The organism is Streptomyces sp. NPDC054047, assembly GCF_055585065.1.
The window spans coordinates 466,367-487,685 of record NZ_JBVJKV010000004.1 but is presented as its reverse complement, the minus strand read 5'-3'; the positions used below and the strand labels follow the sequence as shown (position 1 = coordinate 487,685).

The window sequence follows — 21,319 nt, the reverse complement described above, 5'->3', positions numbered from 1 at the left end:
CACCACGGCCGACGGCGCGGCCCCTGCGCTCCGCGGGGCCGACCGTCCCGGACCGGCGGGAGGACGTGGTCTTTGCGACGTGATTCACGGCCGGGACGTTAGACCTATACATTGATGTCAAGGTCAAGTCGATGGAGAGCAGGGCGCAGCTTGAAGATCAGTGAGCTGTCTCAGCACACAGGGATCAGCAGCCGCTCGCTGCGCTATTACGAGCAGCAGGGCCTGCTTCACCCCCGCCGTCTCCCCAACGGTTACCGGGACTACTCCGAGGGATCTGTCGCATGCGCGGAGCGGGTTCGCGACCTGCTCCGGTCCGGTCTCGGCACCGAGGCCATCAAAGGCATCGGATGCTGCTTCACCGGGTCGGGCGCGTCGCTGCGGGCGACGGTGGACTCGGAGCTCGCCGCCAGCCTGGCCCACGAGCTCGCCAACATCCAGAGTCGGATCGACACACTCACCCGGAACCGCGACGCCATCCAGACCTACCTGTCTGAAGCACGTCTCACAGAGGATTGAGCCCGCACCCGCCGAGCGGCCGGCCCATCCGGCATGTCCGACGGCACCAGTCCGCATCGCCGACCAGGACCTGATATCCACTATGCGTTCTTATTCCTCGGCCAATCCATCGCGTGACGCCGCTGCGGCATCTCCGAGGGCCGTGCCCCCGGCAGTGGAGGACAGTCACGTACACAGCTCCGAGTCGCTGTCCATCAGTGAACTCGCTCGCCGGTGCCAAGTGAGCACGCGGTCGCTGCGGTATTACGAGGAGCAAGGCCTCCTGTTCCCCGCACGCAACGCCGCAGGGCATCGCCGGTACCAGGCCAGGGACGCCGACTGCGTCGGTTTCATCCAGCGCTTGTACGGCGCGGGCCTGCCGAGCGACCTGATCCGCACAGTGGTCCAGGAGTGGAAACTCCCCGACTCCGCACCCCGTATCGAGGCACTGCTGCGCACGCGGCACGCCGAACTCTCCCTTGAGGCGGAAGAACTGCACGCCAAGCTGACCGGCCTGGAAGCCGTGCTGAACGCCGTGACCGGCGACAGCTGACTTGCCCTTCACACCAGTGTGAACGTCTACCTTCCAGGCATAGGCCCCGGAGAGAAGAAAAGGGCCCATACAGGGAAGACGGCCGAATGAGCAGCTACATGCTGGCGCAGCTCCAGCTCAAGTACGGTTTCGCGAACCTGGCGCGCTACGAGGCCGCCATGGCGACAATCCGCGAACTCTTCGAATCCCAGGGCATCACGCTCGTCGCAGGCACGGTGACGCAGGTCGGACCGCTGTACGAGGCGTTCAATCTGTGGGAGATCGAGGACCAGGGCCACTTGGAACGCGCACTTCAAGCCATGACGCTCGGCGATCCCCGCGCCCTGGAAGCCATGGGTGAGCTGGACGCCACAGTGGAGCACGAACAGACGCGGTTTCTCCGATCACTCGCCTTCGCGAGGACCCCGACCACCGCGAGAGGCTTTCAGGCAGGCGCGCCCCAGCAGTGAGCCTTCTACAACCTCACGCTGACGCGTGGTGACGGATGAGGACGCTTCACCACGTTGGTCCTGTGGCTGGTGCCGCAGCGGAGCTTTCGCAAGATTCGCCGGCTCTCGAGACGCCGGCGGCACGGTCCGCACGGGGCGTACTGGGGACGATGGGAGACCCTTTCCACTGGCCGAAGAGCGGTGGTCCGGTCCCGCACGAAAGGTCCGCGCACTCGTCGAGCAGGCCATGGCCATCCTCAAGTCCTGGCAGCTCCTCCGAAAGCTTCGCTGCTCCACGGCCCGAGTCACCGCCTGCCCTTGCCCGAGCAGTCCTCATCCTTCAAATGTCCAGGTCAAGCCGCTGACGGCGAGCCTCCTTGAATCGAACTGCACACTTGGACCGTGATCATCCTCTTCGCCTTGAACGCGATTCTCGCCGCGGGTGGCGTCTTCTCCGCGATACTCGCCGCACTCCGTCCTTCGGCGCTCGTCACGAAGGGCGCCGAAAGCGTCGGTGTTCGCTTCTACGCACAGATGTACGCGGCCAAAGCCGTCCCACTCTGCCTGCTCGCCGCCGTCATTCCGTTTCTCGCCACGGGAGTCGTACCCGGCCTGTGCCTGTTCGGTGCAGCCCTCTCCCAGGCCATGGACGCAGCAATCGGACTGGGACAACGCAACCTGCGCCAGATCGTCGGCAGCACCGTTGCAGCCGTCGTGCATGCCCTGGTCGGCATCCTGATTTGGTGACGCGAGCGCGCTCGTGCCGTTCCTGTCGCGCTGAGATCATCGTGTTGCCCACGTGCGCCGCGGCCTGGGGAAGCGGACTGTCGGATGGGACGGCGGGTGCGCGCTCATGGAGCAACAGCAGGCCAGGCGCTGGTTCGCACTTCTTGGTACAACGCGTGGAGGGGCCCGGGTGCCGTGTGGCACCCGGGCCCCGAAGGAACTGCTACACCATCTGCCGGCCCTGCTACTGCGCCGGCCTTCTGTGTCCGCCGACCCGACCTGGGAGTTGTCGGGATTGCGGGGATCGCGGTTGCTTGACCGGAGACCACCTCACTATCGATGTCCTGCGGTACCCGGGCTCAACACGTCCGCCCGGGCGATCCTGATGGCGCTCGGCTCCTCCGTTCTTCCCTCTTGAACACTTACTCACCTACGGGGAACCGCATACTGCTGGGTGATGCGAACCACTGGTGACCTGATGGAGCGTCACCCTTCGGCAGCCAGCCCCGTCGCCTCTCCTGCATCTGCTCTGGCTTAGAACCCCACTGCCGAACTTCCCGGTGCGCGCGTCCGCAGCCGACGCCTTCACCGAGGTGCTGCTCACTTACCTGCACTGCTGGATACCGCGAACTGCACTTGCTCGTACTGCGGTCCTGCTCACGGCGGCCCCTGATCACTGCGGGCCACCCGGTCCGGCGGTCAGTCCCGTCACCGTCCTGCAACCGCTCTGGCTCCGGAACTCCACCACCGCACCGTCCTGCGTACTGCACTTGCGGGTCCTGCTGCCCGGCAGTTCATCTCTGCCGGGCCCTGCTGTCTCTCTGGGCTACGAGAGAAACCATAACCACACCACCGCCCAATGTCTACTCCAGCCAACATAGATTTCCGCATGTTCGACAGTGAGGTAGTCGACCTCGAACAGAACGGGAAGCGTGGGCGGAGGCCTCTGTCGTGTCCAAGTGGTGTGACGACGCGGTGGTCGGCGGCGGTGCGGTGGTCAGCGGCGGCGCGATGGCGCCAGTTCGTGGCCAGCGCAGCGATGAGTTTTCCCGCCTGGCTCCGTCTGACCTAGTGGCGGGCCCCGGACGCTAACAACCCATTCGGCACCGAAAACTCCTGAACAGGCGGTCTCCATGATGGACAAACAGTTCACCGCGACCCTGCGGAAGAGCCCGAACAAAGGCGGCTGGACCTACGTCGTATGGCCCGAATCAGCCGAGTTCTTCGGCACCCGCGGCCTCGTGAAAGTCCGGGGCACGATCGACGGCCATCCCTTCCAGAGCTCGTTCATGGCTCTGGGGGACGGCACGCACAAGTTGCCCGTGAAGGCGGACGTACGCAAGGCGATCGGCAAAGGGGAAGGAGACACCGTGACCATCCGCCTGGAGAAGCGAGTGGATGCCTGACTCCGCAAACAGCAGCACCTACGACAGCCGCGCCCTCACCCGCTACCCAAGGGGGGTGGTGGAGGATCTACTTCTACGGCCCAACAAGCACACCTCACAAGGCCGGCCCGGGCCACCCTGCGGCTCACGCTCTTGTCGGGCTCTTCCGTAGTGAGCTGCGCGGTGGCAGTGATCGCCCTGTCCTGGTTGGTGCACGGAAGAACGACCGCGGTGTTCACGCCGTCGGTGACGCCCCGCCAGCCCCCGCCGATCGGTGTGGGAAGTGCCTCTGCGCGCAGCCGCGGGAGGTAGAACTTCAGGTCGATGGAGGCGCTGTTGGGGATGCGTGCGGCGGTGACGACGATGTCCATGCTTTCGACCCAGCAGAAGTCGTACCCCTGTTGGGGCGTGCCCTCTCGAACGTCGTGGGGCAGTCCCGTGGCCGGGTCGGACGACAGGCCCGTGAAGGCCACGGTCTCCTCGTACGGCAGCACGCCGCCGCAGTACGACTCGAGCCTGTCTTCGTAACGCCAGCGTTTCCCGGTGTCGCTCAGGCGATACCAGCCGTAGCCGCCGAGCAGCGCCAGCACCACCGTCAGCGCACCGGCCCATGCCCAGCGACGCATTCCCCGCATCCTCTACCCCCGTGATCGATCAGTCGCCGCACCCTACTCCCCGCTTACCAGTCACCCCACGGGGGTGCCTCGGGATCCGTCTCCGGCGTCAGGCCCGGCTCAGTTCGGCTGCGATCTGGTCGTCAACGCGCTCCACGCGCCGCCTCAACTACCGGATGGTTGGCGCTGGTTGGAGCCTTCGGGCCGACCGCCGGGCGTGCGTGAGACGATCGGGAAACAGGTCACAGGGAGAGGGATTCCATGGGGGTCAAGGGTCGGCTGCATGTCAGTGCGGAACTGGCAGGGGTGCTGGAGCGGATCGACGCGCTCGGCGGGATGCTCGATGAACGGGCCGATGCCGCCGAGGAGTTGGGGAGACTGCCGCAGGACACGGCGCGGGCGCTGCTGGACACGGGGATCGTACGGGCCGAGCTTCCGCTGAGCCTGGGCGGATACGAGTTCGCGCCGCGGCAGCTGATCGAGACGGTGCAGCGGGCGAGCTACCACGACGCCTCGGCCGGGTGGACCATGCTCGCGCTGCAGCTGATGACCGGGACCACCGCGGCGTACCTCGCCGGGGATGCGGCGGCCGAGCTGTTCCCGGACGTGACCAACGGGAAGTACGCGTTGCTCTCCGGGCACGGCACGCGCCCCGGGCTGGCCGTGCCCGTGGAGGGCGGCTACCGGGTCACCGGCCAGTGGCAGTTCGCCTCCGGGATGGCGCACGCCACCCACATCCACAGCGCGATCCAGGTCGAGGGCACCGGTGAGCTGCGGGTCCTTGCGATGCCGAAGCCGCAGGTGACCCTGGACGGCAACTGGGAGGTGCTGGGACTGCGCGCGACACACAGCGTCGACTACCACTGCACCGATGTGTACGTCCCGCATGAGTACACCTACGCCGCGACCACGCACACCCCGGTCAGCGGCGGGGCCGTGTACCGCCTCGGCCTGGTCAACATGTCCGCGATCGGGCATACGGGCTGGGCCCTCGGCGTCGGCCGGCGGCTCCTGGACGAGCTGAAGCGGGTCGCCGCGGCGCGCACCGGTTCGCGGGGCGCCGCGGTCGACACCTCTCACTTCCACGCGGAGTACGCGACGGCGGAAGCCAGGCTTCGGGCGGCGCGGGCCTGGGTGAACGACGTCTGGCAGGACGTCGAACAGACCCTGGACCAAGGCGCGTTGCCCAGCACGGAGCAGGACACCCTGATCCGTCTCGTCCTGAACCACACGACCTCGACCGTCTACGAGGTGGGCCGCACCGTACACCGCTGGGCCGGCTCCGCGGCGATCCGCCGCGGCCCGGTCGACCGCTTCTTGCGCGACCTGGGGACGGGCGCGCAGCACATAACGTCGAGCCCCGTCGTGCTCCAGAACTGCGGCAGGTGGCTGAGCGGCGCCCAGCCGGACGCCCATTGGAGCTTCCTCGACCTGGCCTGACCTGACCATCCGAGGCCGGCGAGCAGGGGGCCCGAAATCACCCGGGCCGACCCCCAGAAGGGGTCCGGCCCCTGTCGCCGCCGGGATCGCTCGCCCGCTCCACGTATCGCATGGTCCGGGTGCGTGTGCCCTCTATGCTGGCGGCTCTGTCCAATTCAATTGCGGGGGTGGGCACTTGAAGATCTCCTTGCAGATCGTCGGCGGCACGGGCGAGGAAGACGCTCGGTCTCTCCATGACTGGCTTCTCCTGGACCGGACGGTCCGCAGCACCGCGCAGATGGACCTGACGTCCTCGTCGCAGCCCGTGCCCGGGCAGCAGGGCGCAGTGTTCGACATCGTGTCCTTGGCACTGGGCAGCGGCTTCAATGCCGCCGCGCTGGGGCTGTCCATCGCATCGTGGCGGGCCACCCGGCCCCAACAGCCGACTGTCACGGTCGAGCACGAGGACGGCACCAAAGTGACCATCACCGGGGCTTCGCCACAGGAGGCGCAGCGCGTGGTGGAGCAACTGCTCGCCCGGCAGTAGGAGGAGCGATGTCGAGGCTCCCCGTACCCGAGAGGTCTCAGGCCCTGTTCATCGGTGTGGACGGGTTCGAGTCGCTGGAGAATCTGCCGGCAGTGGCAAGGAACCTGACCACCCTGACCGACCTCTTCGCCGACGAGGTGTGGGGCCTGGGGCCGTCCCGGTGTCACCAGTTGCTCAACCCCGCCTCGATGCGCGAGGTCGATGAGGCCATCTTCCGCACAGCCCAGGCCGCGTCGGACACCTTCTTGCTGTATTACGCCGGGCACGGTCTGCTCGATCTCAAAGGCCGCCTCCATCTGGCCATGCCCGGCAGCGACCAGGCATCGGTCCATTCGACGGCCTTTCCCTATGACTGGGTGCGCATGGGGCTGTCGGCGTGCCCCGCGCAGCGATGCATCGTGATCCTGGACTGTTGCTTCAGCGCTCGCGCCATGGGGGTGCAGGCCTCCGGATCGAGCATGGTGGAGCTTGCCGAGGCCGAAGGCACCTACGTGCTGGCCGCCGCGGCGGAGAACGCTTTCGCTCTGGCCCCGCCCGGTGACCCGTACACGGCGTTCACCGGTGCTCTTGTGCGCGTACTGACCGACGGCATCTCCGATGCACCGGAACTGCTCGACCTCGACACCGTCTTCATGGGAATACAGTCCATTCTGAAGCGACAGGGACGCCCCGACCCCCAATGCCTGGGGCGCAACCAAGTGGGCCGCACCTTCTTCGTCAAGAACTCCGCCTACACGGCGGAGGAGGAAGAGACCTACAGCCTGCAGGGTTCCTTCGAGGACCTTCATCAGGCCCGGAGCCTGGCGGACACACTGCAGACCGTCGCCGACGGTGTGGTCAACGGCCTTGGCTACGAGCTGGCCAGCGTGCATCTCGTACGCCCTGACGGCGATCTCGTGGTGGCCGCCTTCGCCGGTGACGCCGCCGTCGAGGCCCTCGTCACCGGCCGGGTCGGCTCTCGCGACGCCTGGGAGCACTGGCTCGCCGCTGCGGAAGCAAGAGGCACGATTCGCTTCGTTCCGCACGCCGCATCCCGTGAGCTCGACGCACACGCAATCGGGCTGTGGCACACGGAGGACCGGCCCGCGCACCAAGGGGAGAACGCGTGGCAGGCCGCCGATCATCTCTTCGCCCTCATGAACGTGTTGGGACCCGGGGGCGGCGAACTGCTCGGCGTGATCTCCGTGGACCGCCCCCGCAACGGCCGCAGACCCGGACCAGACCAGCGGGCGGCCCTGCGGTCCTACGCCTTCCAGGCCGCCATCGCGATCAGCAACGCCCGCCTTCGCGCCAACATGCAGCGCGCCCTGGTCCGCCTGGAGCGCGAACAGCAGGCGATACGGTCCAGCGAGGAATCCTTCCGGCAGGCCTTCGAATACGCCCCATCCGGCATGGCCATCGCCGAGATGGGCGGCGACCAGCACGGCCGCATCCTGCGCACCAATGAAGCGCTGTGCCGCCTGCTCGGCCGCCCCGCGTCCGCGATGCGCCGCTACTCCTTCTCCGACCTGGTCCACCCCGAGGACATCGGCACCCTCTTGCAGACCTCCGCCGAGGGCGGCCGGGCCGAGCTGCGCCTGGCCCGGCGCGACGGGACGTACGTCTGGGTCTTCCTGCGCAACTCCGTCGTCGCGGACGCCGCCGACGGGCCGCGCTTCCTGCTCACCCACATCGAAGACATCGAAGAACGCAAACTCCGCGAGCTCCAGCTGCTCCATCAAGTCAGCCATGACCCGCTGACCGACCTGCCCAACGCCACCGAACTGCGCAACCGCCTCGGCGCACGACTGTGCAACGGACCGCGCGATCCTGCTGATGCAGACCTGGATGTGGACACCGCCGCGCCCCCACACCACGTGCACCTGTTCTCCCCCGAGGACTTCGGCGGCGGTGCCGCAAAGGGCCTTGCCGTGCTCGCCTGCGATCTCGACGGCTTCAAAGCCATCAACGACCGCTTCGGACATCAAACCGGCGACGCTGTCCTGATCGAGGTGGCGAGACGACTTGTCAACGGTGTGGGCGATGGGGACACCGTCGCACGGCGCGGAGGCGACGAATTCTTCATCCTCGCCGACGATCTCAGCCACGCCGACGCCCAGGACCTCGCGGTCCGGCTGCGGAACGCGATCATCCCGCCGATCCGCATCGATGGCCGTGCGGTTCGCGTAGGTGCCAGCTTCGGCATCGGCTGGGCGCACTGCGGAGTATCGCCGGAGGAGGTGCTGCACCTGGCCGACCAGCGGATGTACCTGGAGAAAGGGACCCACACCCAGCGGCGCCGGTCAACGGAAAGCTGAGAGCACCGCACAGCACCCGCACGCGCGCAGCACCGGCTCCCGTCCGGCGATGCGGAACGTGGAGGTCAGCAGCGCCCCGTAGCCGATGCGGGCGGAGGGCGTCGACCGGCAAGTGTTGCCTGGCGCCTTGTCTCTCGGACCCCGGTGCGCATGATCAGACATGCAGTGCCAGGAACTCCCTCAGTTCTTCCCTGCTCATCGGCCCCTCCCACGTCGCTGTCACTTCTCCCTGCTTGATCAGGAGCAGTGACGGTGCTCCGGTGACCCCGTATCGCCGTGTCGGCTCCGGACAGCGGGTCATGTCGGTCTTGACTGCCGTCAGGCGATCGCCGTACACGTCGGCCATCTCACCTACGACGGAGTCCATCTCCTTGCACGCCTTCAGGGCTTTGGGCCAGGTTCCGGAGAAGTAGGCGAGCACCGGTGCTCGGGATGCGGTGAGGATGAAATCGAATTCCTCGCTCTCCATTGGCTGGTGAACACGGCTCGCCATCGATGGCCCCTCGGTAGTCAGTAACACGTCCGCCACCATCATGACGGCTTCGCGCACCGCAATCCGGCCCCTCCCCCGCGCGCGATGCCGGTGGCAAGCACAGCGAGCGGACCGCCGTCCGCCGCGGTGGCGCGATGCCGCCGCACCGGCGGGCTGCGGTGCGAGGAAGTAGCGGCACTGGCCGCAATGTCGACCGACTACTACAGCCGGATCGAGCAGCAGCGCGGCCCGGTGCCGTCGGAGCGCATGCTCGTCGCGCTCGCCCGGGCGCTGCGTCTGAACTCGAGCGAGCGTGACCACCTCTTCGTCCTCGGCGGGATCCCAGCACCGCGGCGCCTCCTGCGGGACGATCACATCAGTCCCACGATGATGCGGGTCGTCACCGGCCTCTCGAACGTCCCCGCCATCGTGCTGTCACGGTGCGGCGAGGCCGCCGGCCCTGCACGCGCAGGCCGCCGAAGGCACGGTCTCCGGCAAGGTCCTCGTCCTTCCCTCCGCCGCTTCTCCCGTCTAGGAGTTGACGTCAGGCGGCCGCACCCGGGGCCGTCCCGGACCGACCCGGGTTCGGCCCGCTACCTCACGGCGGTGAACTGGGTGCAGTCGTTGGTGTTCCCGCCCGTGAGCGTGAAGGCGAGCGGGCGGCCCGACGCATCGCAGGCCAGGTGAATCCTGCTGGTCAGGCCGCCGCTCCGGGGCGCGCAGGCGAAGGCGGACGCAGACGGCGGCATCGACTGGCTGGTCTCGGTGGGTTCCACCACCGTGCGCGCCCGCCACGTGCGGTTGCTGCTGTGCCGATCCGCATTGGCTTCCTGAGGCGGCTCTCGTGGGTGCGGTCTCCGGCTTGATTCAGCTTCGGCCTCCGGCTCGGATTGGTTCCGCCGGTGAGTCGGATCAGAGCGTTTGGTCGTGCGTGCCTCGTGCCCAGTCTTCTCGTGGACGTATGGGCGCGAGCATCCTTTGGGCTTCATCGCGGACACCGTGATCGCTGTCCGTCGCCAGCTCCCGCAGTTGCTTGATCAATCGGTCTGCGCCCGCCGTAGTCATCCAGTCCGGGTCGCAGTCCAGTGCTGCCTGGATCTCCCCTGCCGTCGAAAGGTCCGCGGCCCAGCTCCTGGCCAGCAGCACACAGCGCAGGCCAGGGGTGTCCTTGCGCGCGAGCAGGGCTTCGGCCGTCTCCGACGTCACGGCGGTGTCCTGGGCATCGAGGAGGAGACGGTGGAGGACGTCTGCGACCTCGTGGAGCCTGTCCGACATCGCGAGCTGCCGCCCTGCCGCGGCACGAACCGACCAGGCCGGAGCATCGGCATGCTTGATCGCCATGCTCAGTTCTTGACTGCCAGGGACCACCATGCGGCCAGCTTGCCATCGAGGCTGCTGGTATCGCGACCATGATCTTCAGGCGCAGCGCTGCACCACCGCGGAGCCGCCCCTTACGGGGTGCAGGCGTCGGGCGGCGTCGAGTCGGTCGGCGAGGGCGAGGGTGATCCCGTCGGCGAGGGCGTAGGGGAAGGAGAAGAGGAGTCCGAAGGGGGCGGGGTGTCGGAGGGGGACGGTTCGTCTGTCGGGGTCGGGTCGTCGGAGGGGGTTGGGGAGGGGCACTCGGGGGCCGTTGGGCCAGGGTCGGAGGGGCCGGGAGTGGTGGGCCTGGGGCGCGGGTCGGTGGCGGTGGGGCGTGGGCCCGGGCGGGTCGGGTCAGGGGAGGCGGAGTCACCCGGGCGGGGGTTCGTCGGGTTTCCTGGCTGGGGGCCGATGACCAGGCCGCCGCCCCCGCCCTCGCCGTTCGGGCGGGTCGCGGGGGTCTTGCCGCCCGGTCCGGGGCTGGTCGGCAGTGGGCCTCGGCCGTCGGGGACCTCGTGGGCGCCGCGGCGGTAGAAGTCCAGCCAGGCCAGGACCGTGCGCAGGTAGGCGGATGAGTGGTTGTAGCTGAGGATCGCTCGGTCCAGGTCCGCTTTGCCGGCCAGGTTGCGGTCGCCCGCACACAGGTAGCGGCCCGCCGCGAGCGCGGCGTCGTGGATGTTGTTGGGGTCGGCGCGGCCGTCCTCATTGCCGTCGGCGCCCCAACGGGCCCAGGTGGAGGGGATGAACTGCATCGGCCCCACCGCCCTGTCGTAGGTCGCGTCGCCGTCGTACTCCCCGCCGTCCGTGTCGGAGATCCGGGCGAAGCCGCTGCCGTTGAGGACCGGGCCGAGGATGGGGGTGAGTGTCGTGCCGTTCTCGTCGACCCGGCCGCCGCGGGCCTGTCCGGACTCCACCTTGCCGATGGCCGCGAGGAGTTGCCAGGGCAGGCGGCAGCCGGGGTCGGTGTCCGCGAGAGCGTCCTCGGCGCGCCGGTAGGCGGTGAGAACCGTGGCCGGGATGCCCGACTGGGTCCGCACCTCGGGAGCCTCGCTCCCTCCGCCGCGTGTTCCTTTACTGCCGCGCAGGGGCGGGAGTTCGGTGTGGTACGCGTCGGCCGAGGGGCCCGCCGGCGGGATCCAACCGCCGTTCCCGCTACCGCTGTCCGGGGCGGCGCCACGGCGGGGCGCGGCGTGTGGGTCGCCGGGCGCGCCCGATGCGGTGAGCCCGGCCACCGCGACGGCCGCGACGACGGTGCCGGCCATGCCCCGGCGCATCCGGCCGCTGCCCTTCTTGCGGTGCTTGTTGCTCGTCGCCATGTCTCACCTCTCGAAGTTGCGGCGCTCAGCAGTTGGGGGTGGCGGGCCGGTCCGCGAAGCGGTCGGCGAGATACGTCATGGCCTCGGCGTTCGCCGCCTGGATCGGCCAGAGGTGGTCGGCGACCGGGGGGTGGCTGGTGGTGTCGTACGTCTTCCAGGTCAGCGGCACGCCCTGGGCGCAGTACTGCTTGTGCAGGGCGTCGGCCTGGTTCGGTTCGACGAGGGCGTCCTGGGTGGCGTGGTACTGAAGCACCGGCACCTTGATCTTCGGGCTGCCGCCGAGGGTGTTCTCCGTGTAGCGGGCGACCCAGGGCGCATCCACGAGCGGGCTGCGGGTGACGTACGCGGACAGCGGTTTGTTGCCGTACTTGTTGATCATCTCTAGGGCGCAGCCGCCCGCTTCGAGATCGGCGACCATCGCCCGTCCCGCGTCGTTGAGCACGTCGCCGAACTTGAGCTCCGGATAGGCATGGTCGAGGCCGATCAGGGCGTAGAAGAGGAAGCCGGAGCCGGGGCGGCCGTTGAGCGGCAGGGCCACCTCCATCAGGTTGGCGGGGGCGCCGCCCGCGACGATGCCCTTGAGCTTGAGCTCGGGCGCGTAGTCGGGCTGGAACTCACCGGCCCACAGCGCGGCGCCTCCGCCCTGTGAGTAGCCGCGGAAGGCGACCGGCGCGTCGGCGGAGAGCCCGGTGGCGGGCAGCCGCTGGGCGGCGCGGACCGCGTCGATGAGGGCGGGGCCGAGGGACTTGCCGACCATGTACGTCGTCTTCGGTCCTGGCCGGTATCCCTCGTAGTCGGGGACGACGACCGCGTAGCCCGCCCTGAGCATGGCGTTGATGACCCACTGCTCGTACAGCGCGCCCTTGGCGATCATCCGTGACGGGGTGCAGCGGAAGGCGGGGCCCTGGGTGCCGGGTCCCCAGCCGACGATGGGCCGCGCGGCGGGGGTGCCGCCCTTGGGCACCATGACGGTGGCGGTCACCGCGTGCGGCTTGCCGAGCGCGTCGGTGGACCGGTACATCACCTGCCAGGTGTCGGCCAGGGCGCGCGGCGTGGGGGTGCCGGGCTCGACCTTGCGGGAGCGGATGACGTCGCCGGGTCTTCCGTCGGGCAGGGCGGACGGCGGTACGTAGAAGTCGTCGGCCGGCAGCGGCGCGGCGGCGTTCGCGCTCAAGCTCAAGCTCGCGTTCGCGTTCGCGGGGGCCTGGCGGGGCTCGCTGCCCGCCGTGCCCGGAAAGAGCGTGCAGGCCGCGAGGATCAGGGCGAGGACGGATGCGAGCCGTCCTGCCCGGCGGGATATCCGTGTCGGCATGTCAGTTCCCTTGAGGGCCGGTGGCGTGTGGTGGCTGGTGGAGCGGGGTGTTCTCGCGGCCGGTTGCGGCTGTCCGCAGGGCCTGCCTGGTCACGGCTAGATCTGCAGTCCCTGGCGTGGGTTCTCCTGGTCGGCGATGGCGAGCTCTTCGAGATGTGCGGCCGCCGCGGGAGCTCCGCCCGCCTCGCGGAAGGAGTGGCTGACGCGGCGGGCGGCCGCGGCGAAGTGGGGTTGACCGAGCACGGTGTCGAGGGCGGATCCGACGGCCTTGGCATCGGTCCGGCCGAACCGCACCCGCACTCCCGCGCCCACGGCGGTGACCTGGGCGGCGACCACGGGCTGGCCGTCGCGGACCGGGGCCACCACCAGGGGGACGCCGTGCCACAGGGCCTCGGTGACGGTGCTGTGCCCGGCGTGGCAGACGACGGCGTCCGTGCGGGCCAGAAGGGCGAGTTGGGGCACGGCCGGGCAGATCAGGAGGTTGTCGCCGTCGCGCGGTGGCCCGAGGACGCCGTCGGGGTCGACGACCACTGCGCGCAGTTCGCGTGATCGGGCGCGTATGCCGTCGACGCATTGAGCGAGGAAGTGGGCGCCCACGGTGGTATCGGCGGTGTCGAGGGACACCAGGACCAGCGCCCGGCCGTCGTCCCGGTCGACCCACCCCCAGGGGAAGTCGGTGGCGTCGATGCGCGAGTCGGGCGCCTGGCCGAGCGCCGGGCCGACGAAGCGCACCGGGCCGCGGTCCAACGCCTGCGGGCCGGTGAGTTCGGTGGTGGAGAAGACCAGGGTGAGCCGTGGCGAGAAACGTGGGTCGTAGCGGGCCGAGGGGTCGCCCAGGCGCAGCCGGAGTCCGTCCAGGAGGTCGGTGATCCACTGGTCGAACTGCGGAGTGTCCATGGGGCTGCCCGACAGCTCCGTAGAGGTGGTCGAGGAGGTGACGTAGGGGACGCCGAGCCGCTCGGCGACCAGTGCGCCGGCGACCGTCTGCTGGTCGACGACGAGCAGGTCGGGTCCGAACTCCATGACCGCGGCGGTCACTCCGGGCGCCATGGCGTACGCGAGCGGCGCGAAGAAGTCGCCCCACAGGAACTTCAGGGCGGCCGTCCCGCGCAGATCGCGGGGCCTGTCGTCGATGCCGGGCGCGCCCGCGCAAGGGAATACGGGGGTGTCGGCGGCCACCAGGCCCTCCAGGGCGGTGGGCTGCCCGGCCCAGGCCACCTCGTGTCCCCGGTCGGCGAGTTCGGCGGCGACGGCCGAGGCCGGGTTGACGTGACCGGCCAGAGGCGGCACCACGAAGAGGAAGCGGCTCATCGGGCACCGCCGCCGTACGGCGTGATGTGCCCCGCAATGCCCAGGGCCGGTTGGGCATTGCGGGTGTCCAGGTCGCCGGTCCCGAGGCCGGGTCTGCCGCCGGCTGCGGCCCGCCACACCCCGCTCGCCGGTCTCCCGTTCGCGTGGCCGGAAGGGCTCAACCCTGGGACCGCGTCCGGGATTGCCTCACAAGACAGCATCAGAACTCCGACCGCTCGGCGACACAGGCACAGGCACAGGCAGGCAGCAGGCAGGAAGCAAGTAGGCGGGCAATTACGTTGAATTGACGATCGAGCCGAAAGCGGAAGCTAGTCGCGCCTCGAGAAGCCGGTCAAGAGCCGTTTCACCGCGTACCGAAGATCTGTTGCGTGATGAGTACGGAGCCGGGATCGGTTGTCACCCCGGCTCACCCCAGGGATTTGGCATCGAAGTACAAGTCCCCAGTTCTCATTACTCACCCCGAGATGAATCAACCCTCAAATCCAGGCAGCTGAATTCTGCTGGTAATTGACATCTTGACCGCCCAACTACCCGTCAGTAGTTTACCGATCCGAAACAGGACCGTATCTGGCGAAGATAACGACATGTACGGCCATTCTTCCTTCACCCGTTCTGCTCCTTCACGCAGTACGAGAGGCAGCTCATGAGAGCTCATCGAAAGAGAGCCGGGGTGCGTGGCGCCCTGGCCGCTGTCGCGACCGCCGGTCTGGTCACCGGCCTGATGACCGCCACCGGAGGTACCGCGTCCGCCGTCCCGCTGAAACTGAATCAGAAGTACACCTGTAAGTTCCCGATCATCAACAACGACCCGATCGAGGTTGAGATCACCGCCGACATGCCCGCCACCATGAAGGTGGGCGAGACGGTCCCCGAGTACGACATCAAGGCCGTCACCAAGGTCAGCGCCCGCGCCGCCCAAGGCCTGGGCGTCATGGGAGCGGTGACCCTCGAAGGCAAGGCCACCGCCGACGTCAACGTCACCCTGCCCGGCGGCACCGGCAACCTTCCCATCAAGGTCGTCAACACCGTCGCCAAGGCCAACATCCCCAACCCCGCGGCAGCGTTCACCGTCGACGCCACCGGCAAGTCGCCCGGATCTCTGCTGACCTGGGCCGACCCCGGTACCGCCAAGTTCGACGTCACGGGCCTCAAGCTGCACAACATGATCGCCCGTGACGCGGCCGGGGCTCCGGTCCAACTCCCGCCGTTCGGTGACGAGTTCGAGACCGCCTGCACGCTCGACGTGGGCCAGCAGACGCTCCTGCACACGATGGAGATCCAGGGTGGCAGCACCGACCCCGGCCCCGATCCTGACCCCGGACCCGATCCTGACCCGGGCCCGGGCCCCTCGACGGGCAAGCAGAACGTGAACACCAAGGTCACCCCCAAGCAGGGCGGCGGTCAGCTCACCATGGCCCAGGCGGGCGACACCGTCGCGCTGTCCCCGGTCCAGGAGGGCGCGGGCGGCAGCTCGACCGGCGACCTGCAGAAGGTGACCGTCAAGGACGCCCGTAACGGCGCCACCGGCTGGTCGCTCACCGGGAAGGTCACCGACTTCACCGGCGCCGGCACCATCGCCGCGGACAAGCTCGGCTGGACGCCGTCCTGCGAGACGGCGGCCGGGTCGGCAAGCACCTGCGTGCCCGGCACCAAGGGCACGGTGGGCGGGGCGGGCGCCACGCTCGCCAGCGCGCCCGACGCGGCGCAGACCGGCGGCGAGTTCACGGTCGGCGCGGGCCTCGCGCTGGACGTACCGGCGACCGCGGCCGCCGGTGACTACGCGGCCGTGCTCACGCTGACGCTGACCTGATACTGGGCTCCGCCTCGGTGGACCGGCCGTCGCACGACGGCCGGTCCACCTCTTCGGCGTTGCTCCCCCTTCCCCTCCCGTCACCTCTCTCGCTTCTCCGCTCGCTCTGGGGGCCGCATGCACCTCGTCCGTACGCAGCTCACGCATCACCGATACGCCGCCGTGCTCATCACCGCCCTTGCCCTGGCGCTCGGCCTGCTCACCGCGAGCCCGCCGCCGGAGGCGTACGCCGCCGACAACGGACGCTGGTCCGTCTTCCCCGCCAAGACCGCCAAGACCGGCAAAGACGGCAAGGACGGCAAGGCGGCCGGGAAAGCCGCCAAGGGCAAGGCCCATCGGGCGTACTTCCAGATGAAGGCGGATCCGGGGCGCACCGTGCGCGACAAGGTCACCGTCTCCAATCTCGCCAAGGAGCCGGTGACCTTCCTGCTCTATGCCGCCGACGCGTACAACACTCCGCGCGACGGCGGCTTCGCGGTGCGCGAGCCCACGGAGAAGCAGCGGTCCGTCGGAGTGTGGACGCGCCTTGCCCGTTCCGAGGTCACGGTGCCGGCGGGCGGCAGGACCACGGTCCCCTTCACCGTCGCCATTCCGCGCACCGCATCGCCCGGCGACCACCCCGGAGCCGTCGTCGCCCTGGACAAGCGCGTCGCCCGCGCCGAGGGGACCGGCGTCGGCATCCGGCAGGCGGTCGGCGCGCGGATCTATCTCCAGGTCAACGGCGAACGCAAGCCGGGGCTGAGCGTCCAGGACGTCCGGTTCGACTACGAGGTTCCGCTGCTGCCCGGCTTCGGCAAGGACGCCACGGTCACGTACACGCTCGTCAACAACGGCAATGTGCAGCTCGAGCCGAGGGTCGACCTCAAGGCGAAGGGGCTGTTCGGCCGGACGTCCTTCGACAGCGCGGGCACCAAGCTGCCTGCCGAGCTGATGCCGGGCCAGCGGGTGCGGATCACTCAGAAGTGGGCCGCGCCGCCTCCGCTGGACTGGGGCAGCGTCGAGCTGACGGCGAGCGACAAGGGGGGTGAGCTGGTGGAGAGCGGGAGCGCCGCCTATCGCACGGTGAACTGGGGTGTCCTGGTGACGCTAGCCTTGGTCGTGCTTCTGCTGATCGTGGGCGTGGTGGTGCGGCGCCGCAGGGCCCGCTCCGCCGTGCGGAGCTGATCCGTACGGCATGACCGCGGGCCCGGAGCGCCGTCGCTGCTCCGGGCCCGCTCTCTGCGCTGCCGTACGGCGGGGAGTGCCCCCGGGGACGCGGGCTCCGGGTGCCGTACAGCAGCAGCCTCAGACGGCCCGCTCGTCCCTCCGGATGCGCCGGGGCAGATAGTGGAAGGCCGCTATGCCGGCGGCGCCGAGGCCTCCCGCCGCGGCCAGCATCAGGCCGACGCCGGACATGCCGGTCGCCGCGAGGCTGCCCGAGCCGCCGGTCACCTGGGTGTCCAGCTGGGTGCCGGAGGATCCGGAGCCGCCGCTCGAGCCCGAGCCGCCCGAGGTGCCGGCGGCGCCGCCCGAGGAGCCGCCGGTCGTGGTGCCGGGATCGGTGGGGTCGGTGGGGTCGGTCGACGGGTCGGTGGGCGGATCCGTCGGCGGGTCGGTGGGAGGGTCGGTCGGTGGATCGGTGGGCGGGTCCGTCGGGTCCGTCCCGCCGTCGCCCGTGATCGTCATCGTGTGCAGGAGCGTCTTCTGACCGGCGTCGAGCGTGCACTCCGCCGTGAACTCGTCGCCGTTCGGCGGAAGTTGGACGGGCTTGCCCTCGGCGTCGCGGGCGATCATATTGTGCAGCTTGAGGCCCTTCACGTCGAAGGCCGCCTTGCCCGCCGTACCCCAGGTCAGCAGCCCACCGGGGGACTTGCCCGTCGCGGTGACCTCGAAGGCCGCGGCGGGATCGGGGATGTCGGCCTTGGCCACGGTGTTGGCGACCTTGATGGGCAGAGTGCCGTCGCTGCCGGGCTGGGTGACGACGACGTCGGCGGTGGCCTTGCCCTCCAGCGTGACCGCGCCGAGCACCCCGAGGCCCTGCGCGGCGCGCGCGCTGACCTTGGTGACGGCCTTGATGTCGTACTCGGGGACCGTCTCGCCGACTTTCATCGTGGCGGGCATGTCCGTGGTGATCGCGACTTCGATGCCGTCATTGCTGATGATCGGGAACTTGCAGGTGTATTTCTGCGCGAGCGACGCCGGCTCGGCCCATGCACTGCCGCCACCGCCGGTCAGCGCGATCAACACCCCGGCGACACCGGTCAGGGCCGATCCCCGCGCCAGCCTGGCCACGACCTTTCCCGATTGCTCTCCGCTGCGGACTCCCATGCGGTCTCCCATGTGTGGCCCCACTTCTGAGAATTGACACAATCCAGAAAGGAGTACTGGCAGGTAAGGTGCCCGTCAACCCGATCGGCGCGGTTCGGCACGGGCAGGCGGCGCGGGCCGCACAATTTGTCATCCACGCACCATCCCGTACTCACCGGGGCCACAGAACCGCAAGGCCGTCAACTCCCTTTCGCCATTGGCCCTGAGCAGACCTTGACCGCCCAACTACTCATCAGTAGTTTGCGTATTCGAAACACCGCCGTAGCGTCTGCAGCAATTCATTCGGCAGATTCCCTCGCGGCGGCGCATTTCGCCTCTTCGATTCCCCTGGACAGCTGGGCCGGCGAGTCCGGAATCGCAGAGGTGGCACCGACGTTCGTTTGTGCCCGTTCACGTAGCCCGAGAGGTAGCTCATGGGAGTGCACAAGAGACAAGCCAGGGCACGCGGTGCCCTGAGCGCGGTGGCGGCCGCCGGCCTCGTCACCGGCCTGGTCACCCTGAGCGGCGGTTCCGCCTCCGCCGACCCGGTCAAGCTCACGCAGAAGTACACCTGTAAGTTCCCGATCATCAACAACGACCCGATCGAGGTTGAGATCACCGCCGACATGCCCGCCACCATGAAGGTGGGCGAGACGGTCCCCGAGTACGACATCAAGGCCGTCACCAAGGTCAGCGCCCGCGCCGCCCAAGGCCTGGGCGTCATGGGAGCGGTGACCCTCGAAGGCAAGGCCACCGCCGACGTCAACGTCACCCTGCCCGGAGGCACCGGCAACCTTCCCATCAAGGTCGTCAACACCGTCGCCAAGGGCGACATCCCGAACCCGGCTGCCGGATTCACCCTCACCGCCAACGGCAAGTCGCCCGGCGGTCTGCTGACCTGGGAGAAGGAGGGTACGGCCAAGTTCGATGTCACGGGCCTCAAGCTGCACAACATGATCGCCCGCGACGCCGAGGGCAAGCCCGTCCAACTTCCGCCGAACGGCGACGAGTTCCCCGCGGACTGCACCCTGGACGCGGGCCAGCCCACCGCGCTGCACACCATGACCATCGGTGGCGGCAGCACCGATCCCACGGACCCGCCGACCGACCCGCCCACCGATCCTCCGACCGACCCGCCCACCGATCCGCCCACCGACCCCCCGACGGACCCGCCCACCGACCCGCCGGGCGATGACCCGGTGAAGCTCAACTTCGACATCAAGGGCAACTCGTTCATCAAGGCGGCCAACGGCAACGCCCCGCTCACGGGCGGCATCGACACCCGCTACGACCTGAACAAGGGCACCTTCGACGCCGACCTGAAGCTCAACCCGACCAAGGGCAAGTTCACCATCCTGGGCTTCCTGCCGACGACCGCGGACATCGCCTTCGAGCAGACCGGCAAGACCACCGGCACCCTGGACACCGCCGGGGTCCTGAAGTCGAACTCCGAGATGTACGTCAAGCTCGCCAGCGTCAACGCCTTCGGCCTGCCCATCGGCGGGGGCGCCGACTGCAAGACCTCCTCGCCCGCCAAGGTCGACCTTGCCAGCGAAGGCCGCTTCCAGCCGTACAAGGGCGGCAAGCTCAAGGGCACCTACACCCTGCCCGGCATCAAGGGCTGCGGCGCCCTCAACGACATCATCAGCACGTTCATGGCGGGTCCCGGCAACACCATCGACATGGACCTGACCTACAAGAGCTGACGCACACCACAGCGGTGAGAGTCCGCATCCCGATCCGGCCCCCCGCCCCCTTCCAGGCGGGGGGCCGGACCCGTCCCCCAGTACTTGGAGAGGCAGTGCTGAGATTGCGCGCCAAGGGGTGGCGGGCCGCCGCGCCCGTCGCCGTGCTGCTGGCCGGGCTGATCGGCTTCACCTCCGGTCAGCCGGCCGCCGCGGAACCGGCGTCCCTGACACAGACGTACAAGTGCGTGTTCCCGATCATGGAGGAGGATCCGCTCACGGTCGTCATCAAGGCGGATCTGCCGGCCAAGGTAAAGGTCGGCGAACAGGTCCCGGCCTTCCATGTCACCTCGGTGTCCAAGGTCAGCAAGTCCGCTGCCACGGCCCTGCGCACGGTCGGCGGCGCCACCCTCGAAGGGGTCGCCACGGCGGACGTCACCGTCCACATGCCGGAGGGACCACTGAACATCGGCCTAGACAACACCATCCCGAAGACACCTCTGCCGCAGCCGCCCGCCGACTTCGAGGTGACCGCGACCGGCCGGGCCCCGGCGCTCACCTTCCGGCAGCCCGGCAGCGTGAAGATCGACGTCAACCGTCTGCTCCTGACCATGACGCCACGGGACACGACCGGCGCCAAGACGGCCCTCGACACCTTCGAGACCGAGTGCACCCTCGATCCCGCCGACCAGAACAAGACGCTGCACACCGTCCAGGTCGAACCCGGCACGACGGACCCGACCGATCCGCCGGACCCGGGCGGCGGCGATCCGGTGCCGCTGGACTTCGGCATCAAGGGCAGCACGCACATCAAGGCCGCCAAGGGCAGCGCCCCGCTGGCCGGCGGCATCGACACCCGCTACGACCCGGACAAGGGCACCTTCGACGCCGACCTGGAACTCGACCCGACCAGAGGCCAGTTCACCCTCCTCGGCTTCCTGCCGACGAGCGCGGACATCGCCTTCGAGCAGGCCGGAAAGACGACAGGAACCCTCGACGCCGCGGGCGTTCTCGAGGCGCACTCCGAGATGGACGTCAAGCTCACCGGCGTGAGCGCGCTCGGCCTGCCCATCGGCGGCGGGCCGAACTGCAGGACCGTCGAGCCCGCCAGGATCGACCTCGCCAGCGAGGGCCGCTTCCAGCCGCACATCGGCGGCAAGCTCAAGGGCACTTACACCCTGCCAGGCCTGAAGGGCTGCGGCGGCTTCAACGACATGATCAGCGCGTTCACCGCGGGCCCCGGCAACACCATCGACCTGGACCTCACCCACGAGAAGTAGCGCGCACACGCGGGTCCGGGCAGC

19 protein-coding genes and 4 pseudogenes are annotated in these 21,319 nt (G+C 69.1%); 15 read left to right on the top strand and 8 right to left on the bottom strand.

The window, feature by feature from the left end:
* Window positions 1-150: 150 nt before the first annotated feature.
* The 6 genes and pseudogenes from ACZ6ZP_RS19040 to ACZ6ZP_RS19015 all read left to right on the top strand — a co-directional run bounded on the left by ACZ6ZP_RS19040 (window position 151) and on the right by ACZ6ZP_RS19015 (window position 3,608).
* The gene (locus tag ACZ6ZP_RS19040) at window positions 151-516 is read left to right on the top strand and encodes a MerR family transcriptional regulator (protein WP_366465262.1); all 366 of its coding nucleotides are present in this window, start codon (window positions 151-153) and stop codon (window positions 514-516) included.
* A gap of 82 nt (window positions 517-598) precedes the next feature.
* Window positions 599-1,048: a MerR family transcriptional regulator gene (locus tag ACZ6ZP_RS19035; protein WP_399976618.1), complete on the top strand. Its 450-nt coding sequence runs from the start codon at window positions 599-601 to the stop codon at window positions 1,046-1,048.
* 86 nt (window positions 1,049-1,134) lie between these two features.
* The gene (locus tag ACZ6ZP_RS19030; RefSeq protein WP_351174067.1) at window positions 1,135-1,497 is read left to right on the top strand and encodes an NIPSNAP family protein; all 363 of its coding nucleotides are present in this window, start codon (window positions 1,135-1,137) and stop codon (window positions 1,495-1,497) included.
* 100 nt (window positions 1,498-1,597) lie between these two features.
* A pseudogene (locus tag ACZ6ZP_RS19025) lies at window positions 1,598-1,841 on the top strand (IS5/IS1182 family transposase); the annotation flags it as partial.
* 37 nt (window positions 1,842-1,878) lie between these two features.
* Window positions 1,879-2,223: a hypothetical protein gene (locus tag ACZ6ZP_RS19020; RefSeq protein ID WP_399976614.1), complete on the top strand. Its 345-nt coding sequence runs from the start codon at window positions 1,879-1,881 to the stop codon at window positions 2,221-2,223.
* Window positions 2,224-3,338: 1,115 nt separating this feature from the next.
* A complete protein-coding gene (locus ACZ6ZP_RS19015) occupies window positions 3,339-3,608 on the top strand; it encodes a DUF1905 domain-containing protein (protein ID WP_351167913.1) in 270 nt (89 codons plus the stop codon).
* Between the two features lie 35 nt (window positions 3,609-3,643).
* On the opposite strand, the gene ACZ6ZP_RS19010 is transcribed toward ACZ6ZP_RS19015, so the two are convergent.
* Window positions 3,644-4,213 (bottom strand): hypothetical protein, encoded by a 570-nt coding sequence (locus ACZ6ZP_RS19010; protein ID WP_469407592.1) that lies wholly within the window; start codon window positions 4,211-4,213, stop codon window positions 3,644-3,646.
* Window positions 4,214-4,462: 249 nt separating this feature from the next.
* On the opposite strand from ACZ6ZP_RS19010, the gene ACZ6ZP_RS19005 reads away from it, so the two are divergent.
* The 4 genes and pseudogenes from ACZ6ZP_RS19005 to cdgB all read left to right on the top strand — a co-directional run bounded on the left by ACZ6ZP_RS19005 (window position 4,463) and on the right by cdgB (window position 8,464).
* Window positions 4,463-5,641: an acyl-CoA dehydrogenase family protein gene (locus ACZ6ZP_RS19005; protein WP_469407590.1), complete on the top strand. Its 1,179-nt coding sequence runs from the start codon at window positions 4,463-4,465 to the stop codon at window positions 5,639-5,641.
* Between the two features lie 175 nt (window positions 5,642-5,816).
* Window positions 5,817-6,167, top strand: a complete 351-nt coding sequence (locus tag ACZ6ZP_RS19000) for an effector-associated constant component EACC1 (protein ID WP_469407588.1) — start codon at window positions 5,817-5,819, stop codon at window positions 6,165-6,167.
* 8 nt (window positions 6,168-6,175) lie between these two features.
* Window positions 6,176-6,814: pseudogene (locus tag ACZ6ZP_RS18995) on the top strand (caspase family protein); the annotation flags it as partial.
* A gap of 114 nt (window positions 6,815-6,928) precedes the next feature.
* Window positions 6,929-8,464 (top strand): diguanylate cyclase CdgB, encoded by a 1,536-nt coding sequence (cdgB, locus tag ACZ6ZP_RS18990; protein ID WP_469407701.1) that lies wholly within the window; start codon window positions 6,929-6,931, stop codon window positions 8,462-8,464.
* Window positions 8,465-8,618: 154 nt separating this feature from the next.
* Here cdgB and ACZ6ZP_RS18985 read toward each other — a convergent pair whose 3' ends face one another.
* A complete protein-coding gene (locus tag ACZ6ZP_RS18985; protein WP_469407699.1) occupies window positions 8,619-8,933 on the bottom strand; it encodes a thioredoxin family protein in 315 nt (104 codons plus the stop codon).
* Window positions 8,934-9,041: 108 nt separating this feature from the next.
* Between ACZ6ZP_RS18985 and ACZ6ZP_RS18980 the strand changes: the two are divergent.
* Window positions 9,042-9,200: pseudogene (locus ACZ6ZP_RS18980) on the top strand (helix-turn-helix domain-containing protein); the annotation flags it as partial.
* A gap of 347 nt (window positions 9,201-9,547) precedes the next feature.
* Here the strand turns inward: ACZ6ZP_RS18980 and ACZ6ZP_RS18975 are convergent.
* The 5 genes and pseudogenes from ACZ6ZP_RS18975 to ACZ6ZP_RS18955 all read right to left on the bottom strand — a co-directional run.
* Window positions 9,548-9,646, bottom strand: a pseudogene (locus ACZ6ZP_RS18975) (IS5-like element ISNeu3 family transposase); the annotation flags it as partial.
* Window positions 9,647-9,848: 202 nt separating this feature from the next.
* Complete coding sequence (locus ACZ6ZP_RS18970) at window positions 9,849-10,277, bottom strand: hypothetical protein (RefSeq protein ID WP_469407586.1); 429 nt, start codon at window positions 10,275-10,277, stop codon at window positions 9,849-9,851.
* A gap of 110 nt (window positions 10,278-10,387) precedes the next feature.
* Window positions 10,388-11,611, bottom strand: coding sequence for a lytic transglycosylase domain-containing protein (locus tag ACZ6ZP_RS18965; RefSeq protein ID WP_469407584.1), 1,224 nt, complete (start codon window positions 11,609-11,611; stop codon window positions 10,388-10,390).
* A 25-nt stretch (window positions 11,612-11,636) separates the two neighbouring features.
* On the bottom strand, window positions 11,637-12,923 hold the full coding sequence (locus ACZ6ZP_RS18960; RefSeq protein ID WP_469407582.1) for a lipase family protein: 1,287 nt from the start codon (window positions 12,921-12,923) through the stop codon (window positions 11,637-11,639).
* A gap of 96 nt (window positions 12,924-13,019) precedes the next feature.
* Window positions 13,020-14,234: a glycosyltransferase gene (locus ACZ6ZP_RS18955; protein ID WP_469407580.1), complete on the bottom strand. Its 1,215-nt coding sequence runs from the start codon at window positions 14,232-14,234 to the stop codon at window positions 13,020-13,022.
* Between the two features lie 670 nt (window positions 14,235-14,904).
* Here ACZ6ZP_RS18955 and ACZ6ZP_RS18950 point away from each other — a divergent pair.
* A complete protein-coding gene (locus ACZ6ZP_RS18950; protein ID WP_469407578.1) occupies window positions 14,905-16,044 on the top strand; it encodes a DUF6801 domain-containing protein in 1,140 nt (379 codons plus the stop codon).
* Between the two features lie 117 nt (window positions 16,045-16,161).
* Window positions 16,162-17,208: a COG1470 family protein gene (locus ACZ6ZP_RS18945; protein ID WP_469407576.1), complete on the top strand. Its 1,047-nt coding sequence runs from the start codon at window positions 16,162-16,164 to the stop codon at window positions 17,206-17,208.
* A gap of 120 nt (window positions 17,209-17,328) precedes the next feature.
* Here ACZ6ZP_RS18945 and ACZ6ZP_RS18940 read toward each other — a convergent pair whose 3' ends face one another.
* Window positions 17,329-18,351: a DUF6801 domain-containing protein gene (locus ACZ6ZP_RS18940; RefSeq protein ID WP_469407575.1), complete on the bottom strand. Its 1,023-nt coding sequence runs from the start codon at window positions 18,349-18,351 to the stop codon at window positions 17,329-17,331.
* A 419-nt stretch (window positions 18,352-18,770) separates the two neighbouring features.
* On the opposite strand from ACZ6ZP_RS18940, the gene ACZ6ZP_RS18935 reads away from it, so the two are divergent.
* Window positions 18,771-20,036: a DUF6801 domain-containing protein gene (locus ACZ6ZP_RS18935; protein WP_469407573.1), complete on the top strand. Its 1,266-nt coding sequence runs from the start codon at window positions 18,771-18,773 to the stop codon at window positions 20,034-20,036.
* A gap of 95 nt (window positions 20,037-20,131) precedes the next feature.
* A complete protein-coding gene (locus ACZ6ZP_RS18930; protein WP_469407572.1) occupies window positions 20,132-21,295 on the top strand; it encodes a DUF6801 domain-containing protein in 1,164 nt (387 codons plus the stop codon).
* The last annotated feature ends 24 nt before the right edge of the window (window positions 21,296-21,319 follow it).